The organism is Desulfosarcina sp. (genome assembly GCF_055467485.1).
In genome coordinates this window covers 1-9,288 of record NZ_JBUOIV010000101.1, presented here as the reverse complement: position 1 = coordinate 9,288, position 9,288 = coordinate 1, and the positions used below count along the sequence as shown (strand labels likewise).

Genomic DNA, 9,288 nt, shown 5'->3' with positions numbered 1-9,288 from the left:
CCTGGGGGCCACCGACATTCTGGTCGGCGTCATGCTCTATCTGTTCGGTATCCTGCCCATCAACGAAATCTCCCAGGCTTACATGAAAGACGCGGTCTTTTTCATCTTCGGCATCCTGGTGGTGGCCGTGGGGGTTGCCAAGACCGGCCTGGACAAACGCATCGGCCTGATCCTACTGAGCCGGATCAAAAGCGCCAAAGGCTTTGCTTTTGTGTTCCTGCCGCTGCTGGCCATGTCGGCCAGCTTTCTTTCCGAACATGCCCTGGTGGCCCTGCTGCTGCCCGTCCTGATGGGGGTTTACAAAGTTACCTGCAAAATGTACGGTATCAAAAAAGACCGGGCTTTGGCGGTCTTTTTAATCCTGGGTATCTGCTTTGCCGCCAACCACGGCGGCCCCGGTTCCCCGGCGGCCGGTGGACGTAATGCCATCATGGTCGGCTATCTGATGGAATACGGTAATACCATATCCTTTCTGGACTGGATGAAGTACGGCATGCCGTTCGTACCCCTGATGGCAGTGACCATTGGGGCGTTCATGTACCTGACCTGCAAGTCCCGGTTTAAAGTCAAAGACGTCAATCCCAGCGAAGTCGTCAAGGCCGAGGTGGCCGACCTGCCCAGGTTCGGCGGACGCGAGGCCATGATGGCCGTCATTCTGACCGTGCTGGTCATCGCCTGGATCACCATCGGCGAACATGCCGGACTGGGCGGACCGACCCTGTATGCGGTCATGGCCATGTTTCTGTGTCGCATCATCCGTTGGGAGGATGTTCAAAACGGGGTGGCCTTCGATGTGGTCGGTCTTTACGCAGCCGCCTGCGCCATGGGCGTCGGTCTCAAGTTCACCGGCGGCGCCCTCTGGCTGGCCCAGAGCTTTGTCGGTTTGCTGCCGGATTTCATGTCCAAGGGTGACGGCCTGGTGATTGGCGTCAGCCTGCTGACCGGCACCATGACCAATTTCATGAGCGACGGCGCAACCGTGGCCGCCCTGGGACCCATCGTTCTGCCCATGGCGACACTGGCCAATGTACATGTGTGGAAAGTCGGCCTAGTTTGTGCCTTCTCATCGTCGTTTGCAAACTTTTTGGTGGTCGGCACCCCCAACAACGCCATTGCCTTTGGCATGGGCCGCGATTTGGATACCGGCGAGCGACTGCTGGACGTCATGGATTTCGTCAAGTACGGACTGCCCGTGACCATCCTAGCCTGGCTGGTCCTGTGGCTTTGGGCCGTCTTCGGCTACTGGCAGTTTCTTTCCTGGTAAGCCGGAACTCAGTGAGGGTGAATGATGAAAAGATCGCGTTACGTCAAACTCAAACAGGATATCATCTTTATCACGCTGATCGTCTCCGTGTTGCCGCTGATCTTTCTGGGCGGGATGATCTATTACCAGTTTGCCGAAGTCCTGGAAGAGCGCATTGAATCCCATGCCCTCAACCTGGCCATCTCCCACCGCAATGCGGTGGAGGTTTTTCTACGGGAACGCACCGCCATCCTGTCCACGATCGTGGACACCCACACCTTTGCTTATTTGAACAACACCCGCAATCTGTCCAACATCTTCAAGGTCATCAATCGCCGCGCCGACGGGTTGGGTCTGGTGGACATAGGGGTCATCGACAGCGGCGGCAACCAGACGGTTTACATCGGTCCCTACGAATTAAGCGGCTACAATTACTTTCAGCAACCCTGGTTCGGTGAGGTGATGGCCAAGGGCAGATATATCAGCAACGTCTACATGGGATATCGTCAGCTACCCCATTTTATCATTGCGGTCCGGGGCTACGATGAAGGCCACAGCTGGATACTGCGCGCCACCATCGACTCCGACGTTTTCAACCGGTTGGTACGCACCGGCCAGTTCGGCAAACGCGGCGATGCCTTCATCATCAACAAGGATGGCTATTTCCAGACCTACCCCCGTTTTGACGGCGCCATCCTGGGGAAAAGCGATCTCGATCCCGGTCTGTTCCTGGAAGACACCAGCATCATCGAGATCAAAGCCAACGGTTCCGCGCGCTACTATGCGGGCAGCTGGCTCAAAAACAGGGATTGGCTGCTGGTGATCAGCCAGGAAGCCGGTGAGGAGGTGGCCGGACTGCGCTCGACCCTCAACAAGGAAATTTTTACCATCATCGTGGCCTGTGTGGCCATCATCATCGCGACCTTTGTCACCTCCAACATGTCGATTCGGCGGCTGGAAGCGGCCGACAAAGAGGTGGACGAACTGAACGCCCAGTTGATCCAATCCGACAAAATGGCCGCCCTTGGGAAAATGGCCGCCGGTATCGCCCATGAAATCAACAATCCCCTGGCAGTGATCGGTGAAAAGGCCGGATGGATGCGGGACCTGCTGGCGGATGAAAACTTTCGTGAAAGCGAAAATTTCCAGGAATACACGCGTTCCATCGAAAAGATCGAAGAGCATGTAGAGCGGGCCCGCAAGATCACCCACAACATGCTGGGGTTCGCGCGGCGCATGGAACCCCGCCTGGACGATGTTGACATCAATATGATCATCACCCAGACCATCGAACTGTTGAAAAATCATGCCCGCATCAACAACATCGACATACGCACGGATTTGCAGTCGGATCTGCCCGTCATTGCCAGCGACCAGTCGCAGCTCCAGCAGGTTTTGCTGAACCTGGTCAACAATGCCATCGATGCCATCGGCAAGGACGGCACGATTGCCATCCGGACGCTGGCCGCCAACCGGATGCTCGAAGTCCACGTCAAAGACAGCGGTCCGGGCATTCCCATCGAGCAGCAGCGCCGCATTTTCGATCCGTTTTATACGACCAAGCCCCCCGGCAAGGGCACCGGCCTGGGGTTGTCCATCAGCTATGGAATCGTCCAGGGCATGGGGGGAACGATCACTTTCAACAGCAAAAAAGACCAAGGAACCGTATTCGTTGTCAAACTGCCGGTGAAAATACCGGCCAAGAAATGAAGCGCCGGTATGTGGAAATAATTTTAATAGATTGAATATATTCGAAATCCTGATTTTCGTCAGATGTTGGCTGGCGCTGAATCAAAAATTTACATCGTCGGGGTTAAATGGTATAGGTTATTGAGTTGTATGGCGACCGGCGGTGTCCATTTTAACCCAACAAGGAGACAAATAATGGTCATGTTTAAAATCTTGGTCGTCGACGATGAGGTGGATTTCCTGGAGACCATTGTCAACCGCTTGAAGAAGCGAAACCTGGAAGCCACCGGCGTTATCAGCGGAGAGGAAGCCCTGGAGGCGATGAAAAAGGAACTGTTTGATGTCGTTATTCTGGACATCAAGATGCCGGGCGGAATCGACGGCATCGAGGCCTTGCGGGAAATTAAGAAAATCCAGCCCCTGGCCGAAGTCATCCTGCTGACCGGGCACGCCTCGGTGGAAACCAGCATCGAAGGCATGAAACTGGGCGCCTTCGATTATCTGCTGAAACCCGTCAAATTCGATGACCTCCTGGAAAAAATGGCCGAGGCTTTCAAGCGCAAATCCGTGCACGACAAAAAGATCCGGGATGCCAAGATTCAGGAATTGCTGCGCTTTCCGGGCCGGGTCTTCGACCAGGAAAAGGACAAATCTTAAGCTCAATATCGTATAAACCGGATAATGACTACTCGCTACAAGTTCAATCGACTGGAACTGGCCGGCTCCTTTGGTGATCTGGGCACACTCCTCCCCTTGGCCATCGGGATGATTCTGATCAATGGGCTCGATCCCGCTGGCCTCTTTTTCTCCATCGGTCTATACTATATCTTTTCGGGTTTCGCTTTCGGCGTGACCGTTCCTATCCAACCGATGAAGGTGGTTGGCGCCTATGCCATCGCCATGGGACTTCCTTCTTCCCAAATCTATGCCGCCGGTTTTAGCCTTGCCGCCTTACTGCTCGTTATCGGAGGAACCGGTGCCATAGACCTGCTGGGAAAATACACCCCTCCCTCTGTCGTCCGGGGAGTCCAACTCTCCACCGGCGTATTGTTGATGTCCGAAGGAGTCAAAATGGTCATCGGGGTTTCCCGATTTCAGGCGTTGCAGCAGGCGGCCGAACCTTATTTGACCCTGCAAGCCGTGGGGGCGGTTCCCATTGGTATTTTTATCGGCGTTATCGGCGGACTTTTGACCCTCTTGCTGTTGGACAACAAAAAAGTACCCGCGGGTTTGGTTGTTGTGGTCGGGGGAATTTTTCTTGGTGCAGGTCTGGGAACGCACCAGGGTTTAGAACGACTGAGTTTTGGCCTGCATCTACCGCATTTGCTGCCGTTCAATTTTCCCACCCTGGAAGATTTCTCCCTGGCGTTTCTAATACTGGTTCTACCACAAATACCGATGACGCTGGGAAATGCGGTAATCGCTTATGCCGATCTATCGCGGGAATATTTCGGTGATAATTCCCGCAAGATTACTTACCGAAGTTCGTGCATCAGCATGGCGCTGGCAAACTTTGTCAGTACGATGTTCGGTGGCATGCCGCTGTGTCACGGAAGCGGCGGCTTGGCAGCCCATTACCGATTCGGCGCAAGGACAGCCGGATCGAACCTGTTGATCGGCAGCATTTTTGTGTTACTGGTAATCCTGCTCGGGGAACAAATTCTGCCAGTCCTTCACCTGCTGCCGATGTCCATCCTGGGAATCCTACTTGTTTTTGCCGGTAGTCAGCTGGCCATGACAATCCTGGACATCATGAGTCGTAAGGAACTTTTCACCATCCTGTTGATGCTGGGCATCACCCTTGCCAGTAACCTAGCCGCCGGGTTCATTGCCGGCCTTGTCATCGCTTACCTGTTAAAATCCGAAAGATTTATGATTTGAAAAGGTTTACAGAAGGTGGATCGCCTCCGGAAGGATCGACAAGGTAATGCTGTCTCCGACCATAATTTGCCTGCCCCGGTATTGCTCACCTGATACATGCAACGTAATGAAGACACCGGCATCAACCACCAGGCGGATGTGGTCGTTTTCGACTTCGGCGCTGAAGACTTTTCCATCTATGATATTGATCCGCGCCTGTCGGTCGGCCTCGGCAATGATCTTCAAGCCAGCAGGATCGATATAAAGTTTGGAAGGACCCGCATTCTTATCGATCCGTTCCTGAGGAATATCGATAGAGAGACAATTGCGAATCGTCATCCGGTAGTTGGCGTCGTTGAGTTTTTCAATAATGCCGGTGAAGACATTCTCGTAAACTGAGGGAGCCAAACTTCCCTCTTCGAGTGATAGGATATGAGGCGTCAACGATGCGGCCTGGCCGCGATCATGCGTCGTAAAAATCACACTGATGTTCTTCTCGGCGTTAATCCTGCGCAAGATGTCAAGAACAATTCCCCGATTTTCCATGTCGACTCCGGAAGTCGGCTCATCACAAAGAAAAACTTGCGGTGAAAGAGCCAACGCTCGGGCCAACGCCACCCGCTGGGTTTCTCCGCCGGATAGTCGATGGGCGGCTGCCGGGGAGAAACGACGCATCCCAACCAGGTCTAAGGCTTCGGTCACAATCCGGTCACGCTTGCTTTTGGGAATGCCTCTGATTTTCAGCCCGAATTCCACGTTCTTGTAAACGCTGGTGCTAAAAAGGATGGGATGCTGATCCACCATCACGACCGATTTGCGCAGGCCCTGCAAAACGGACTCGGCGAAACGCACTTTCTGCGATCGGAAATAAACAGAGCCACTGGTGGGAACATCTAAAAAGGCCAGTATGTTCAGTAGGGTCGTCTTACCGGCACCGTTCGGCCCCAAGAGGGCGTAAATTTTTCCCTCCTCGAAATCCAGCGCATCAATGTCCAGAACAGTCCGTGCGCCGTATCTCCTTTTGAGGTTTAAAAGCGTGTAAAGGGTCAAATCCGGGTCCTTCCCTGAAAAAAATGAAACAGCAGATTCATACCGAAGCTGATTGCCAGCAAAACGATTCCCAAAGCCACGGCAAGTGTGAAGGCCCCTTTGTCGTATTCCAGTGCCATGGCGGTCGTCATGGTACGGGTAAATCCCTTTATATTACCCCCCAGCATCATACTGATACCCACCTCGGAGATGACGCGTCCGAAAGCAGCGATGACCGCGGCAAGGATACCGAAACGCGCTTCTCTGAATATGATCCAAGCCGTTTGGCGGCGATTGGCGCCCAGGGTCATGGCTGTTTTGCGGTAGCGTTCGTCGATTCGGCTTATAGCCGCTACAGTGAAAACGGTTACCACCGGAATGATCAGGATGACCTGGCCAAAAACGATCGCATGCTGCGTGTACAGCAGGTCGAATATCCCCAATATTCCGCGTCTTGAAATAAACGCATACACGAAAAGTCCGATAACCACGGTGGGGAGTGCGAGCAATGTATTAAGAACCGTCACCAGCATCCGCTTGCCACTGAATTCGTTAAAAGCGATGGCAAAACCGACCGGAACCCCAATGAGTGAAGCCAGCAAGGTGGACATCAAGCTGACTTTGAGAGACACGGTCACGATTGCCAGCATCTCGGGATCCAGGGCGACCACCAGCAGGATAGCGGATTTGAGGCTGTCGATGAGAAGGTCCATAAGAAATGTCTAAAGTTATAATTGCCTTGACTAAAATTAATGAATTCTGTCGTTTTTGAGGTTTAAGCCGACCCGCCTTCGCTTAACAGCTTCGGCGGGACAGGCGCAAAAGCCCAGACTGGATTTACAAATTTCTGTAGAAGCGTTCTATTCTCCAACTCTTTTAGATTGGGCTTGAATGCTTGAGTGATGCCCGAAGGCACGGCATCAGCCGCCGCAATAGCACCCTTTGCGTTCTCACGAATTTCTGTAGGAGCGGTTTAAATGCCGCAGATCATGTTCGAGGGCAAGGCGCGGGGCGTTTCAAAAGCGGAGCGTACACGTCAGTACGTACGCAGTGTCGGGGGTAGGGTCCCCCGGCACTGCCAAAGAAACGGCCCGCAACGCCGAAATCGGACATTAGATAGGTGTTTAAACCGCTTCTACGGGATGGCGTCAGGGTAGAACAACGGCTGCCCCAACAACCGATAGTTGCGAATCACCGACTGACCGCGCTCCGAAACCAGCCACTCGGCGAACTGCTTGGCCAGATCGTATTGCACGTGGGGGTGCTTCTTGGGATCGACCGGAATCACCCCGTAGGGGTTGGCCAGGCGCTCATCGCCTTCCACCAGCACATCCAACTCCAGGGGCACATCGCGCCCGAACTTATACTTGATGTAGGTGCCGCGATCGGACATGGTATAGGCCTGTTTTTCATCGGCAAAGGTCAACGTCTTGCCCATCCCCTGGCCAATGGACAAATACCATTCTCCCAGCCCTTGCGGATGGGTGAAGCTGATCTCCTTGTCTTTGCCGCCGGAGCTGATTTTCATGCCGCTGGTTTCCAGCGGAAGACCTGTGGATTTCCACAGGGCCTGCTCCTTGGTATGGGTACCGCTGTCGTCGCCCCTGGAAACGAAAGGTTGCTTGGCAGCAGCGATCTTTTTCAGTGCCGCGGCCACATCCTTCATGCCCTTGACGCCGGCCGGATCGGCGGGCGGCCCCAGGATGACAAAGTCATTGTGCATGACCGCATAGCGTTTGGTGCCGAAACCGTCGCTGACGAACTGTTCTTCGCGGGCCTTGGCATGCACGAAGATCACGTCCACATTGCCGTCCTTGCCGTCACGAATGGCCGCTCCGGTACCCTTGGCGATAACCTTGACCTGGATGCCGGTGTCTTTCTCCAGTTCCGGCAGCAGCACGTCCAGCAGACCGGAAGCCTGGGTGCTGGTGGTGGTGGACATTTTGATGATCTTTTCCGCGCAGAATCCCGCACTGGAAAAAACCGTCAGCGTCAATCCGATGGCCAGTAACAGGCAATGTAACCGTTTCATCTCCACCTCCTCTAAAAATGTGGCCATTTAAAAATGTAACTCTGGTCTAAGCGGATACCTTATCGACAGAATTGCCGGGGAAGACCATCTTGCCGGAAAACTGGAGGTCATAACCCTGGAGCCGTTCGGTCAGATTCTTGAAGGCCTTTTCATGCAACAGGCCGAGGAAGCGCTGGACGCCTTCGTCGAAAAAGCGTTCCTTGGCGATCATCAGGTCGTAGCGTTCCCAGCGCAGGGGGATGAAATCCAGATCCAGCAGACCGGCCACGGCCCGGATGGCCGGACCGCCATCGGCCCGACCGGCTAAAACCTCCAGGCCCACGTCCAGGTGGCGCTGGACTTCGTTGGCATACCCCTTGATCTTTTCAGCTTTGATTCCGGCGTTTTTCAGTTCAAAATCGAGCAGCAGGCGTGTACCGGTGCCCAGCGCCCGATTGACGATGGTGAGACCGGGTTGGCCCAGGTCCGCAATCCGGGTGATTTTTTTAGGGTTGCCCCTTTGAACCAGCAACCCCTGCTCCCGCCGGCAAAAGTTCACCACGGCCGGCATCTTGTCCAGCTCCTTGACGGCGAAATCGAAATTGTAGTCGTCTTCGCTCTCCTGGAGCAGATGGCTCGTGGCGATGTGACACAGGCTGCGCCGCAGGGCCCGCAAGCCCCCCATACTGCCGAGGTTCCCGAATACGGCGATGTGATCCGGGTATATGCGGTTAAAAAGCGTGATCGCCTTGTCCAGCAGCAGGTCGTTACTGCCGGTGAGGACCAGCAGCCCCTGGTAGGCCGGGGGTTGGACGCGGCTGTCCGGATAGTTGATGGTGTGCGCCTCCACCCACTGCTCCACCAGGTGACGCGGGAAGAGCCATTTGCCGGTGATCTTGGTGGCCGGCAGGCCCTTTTCGGAAACCAGGCTGTAAACCATCTTTTCGTTGACATCCAGAAACTGGGCCACCTCTTTGGTTGAAAGCAGTGTTTTCAACTGATTGATCTTGTCCATTTTTGGTGTTTCCTCTACATGCCAAACATGATATTTCCACCTTAATCGAACGTAAAATTCGAAACGGTATTTCAGGCTGAACCCGGGTTGTTTTAATTAGCGGCAATGTCAGTTTATGTCAATATGTAGTTATAATTATTACTTTAAATTACCTATAAAAACCAATAATAACAAATTTCGGCAGAAGGAAGCATGAAAACCATCGGAATGATCGGCGGAATGAGCTGGGAATCCTCCAGCGAATATTATCGCATCATCAACGAAGTCGTCCGGAATCGCCTGGGCGGGCTGCATTCGGCCAAAAGCATCATGGTCTCGGTGGATTTTGGCGAGATTGAAACCCTCATGCGCTGCAGCGAATGGGACCGTGTGACGGATTATCTGGTGGAAGCCGCCAAAAGACTGGAGCGCGCCGGTGCGGACTTCCTTCTCATCTGTACC

At 54.0% G+C, this 9,288-nt stretch carries 9 protein-coding genes; 5 read left to right on the top strand and 4 right to left on the bottom strand.

The genetic code is table 11. The features are described 5' to 3' along the window. The 4 genes from ACZCED_RS24110 to ACZCED_RS24095 form a co-directional block, all read left to right on the top strand. Positions 1-1,264: SLC13 family permease (locus ACZCED_RS24110; RefSeq protein ID WP_464861997.1), on the top strand; the 1,264-nt coding region annotated here is incomplete at its 5' end. 21 nt (positions 1,265-1,285) lie between these two features. After that, the gene (locus ACZCED_RS24105; protein ID WP_464861996.1) at positions 1,286-2,953 is read left to right on the top strand and encodes a sensor histidine kinase; all 1,668 of its coding nucleotides are present in this window, start codon (positions 1,286-1,288) and stop codon (positions 2,951-2,953) included. A gap of 180 nt (positions 2,954-3,133) precedes the next feature. After that, positions 3,134-3,589 (top strand): response regulator, encoded by a 456-nt coding sequence (locus ACZCED_RS24100; RefSeq protein WP_464861995.1) that lies wholly within the window; start codon positions 3,134-3,136, stop codon positions 3,587-3,589. A 24-nt stretch (positions 3,590-3,613) separates the two neighbouring features. Continuing rightward, the gene (locus ACZCED_RS24095) at positions 3,614-4,813 is read left to right on the top strand and encodes a putative sulfate/molybdate transporter (protein ID WP_464861994.1); all 1,200 of its coding nucleotides are present in this window, start codon (positions 3,614-3,616) and stop codon (positions 4,811-4,813) included. Positions 4,814-4,819: 6 nt separating this feature from the next. Here the strand turns inward: ACZCED_RS24095 and ACZCED_RS24090 are convergent, their stop codons facing one another. From ACZCED_RS24090 to ACZCED_RS24075, 4 genes are all read right to left on the bottom strand, one after another. Further along, positions 4,820-5,842, bottom strand: a complete 1,023-nt coding sequence (locus tag ACZCED_RS24090) for an ABC transporter ATP-binding protein (protein WP_464861993.1) — start codon at positions 5,840-5,842, stop codon at positions 4,820-4,822. Beyond that, complete coding sequence (locus ACZCED_RS24085) at positions 5,839-6,534, bottom strand: ABC transporter permease (protein ID WP_464861992.1); 696 nt, start codon at positions 6,532-6,534, stop codon at positions 5,839-5,841. Before ACZCED_RS24085 ends, ACZCED_RS24090 begins: the two co-directional genes overlap by 4 nt. Positions 6,535-6,956: 422 nt before the next feature. Next, a complete protein-coding gene (locus ACZCED_RS24080; protein ID WP_464861991.1) occupies positions 6,957-7,853 on the bottom strand; it encodes an ABC transporter substrate-binding protein in 897 nt (298 codons plus the stop codon). Positions 7,854-7,899: 46 nt separating this feature from the next. After that, the gene (locus ACZCED_RS24075; RefSeq protein WP_464861990.1) at positions 7,900-8,847 is read right to left on the bottom strand and encodes a substrate-binding domain-containing protein; all 948 of its coding nucleotides are present in this window, start codon (positions 8,845-8,847) and stop codon (positions 7,900-7,902) included. Between the two features lie 192 nt (positions 8,848-9,039). Between ACZCED_RS24075 and ACZCED_RS24070 the strand changes: the two genes are divergently transcribed. Further along, positions 9,040-9,288: aspartate/glutamate racemase family protein (locus tag ACZCED_RS24070; protein WP_464861989.1), on the top strand; the 249-nt coding region annotated here is incomplete at its 3' end.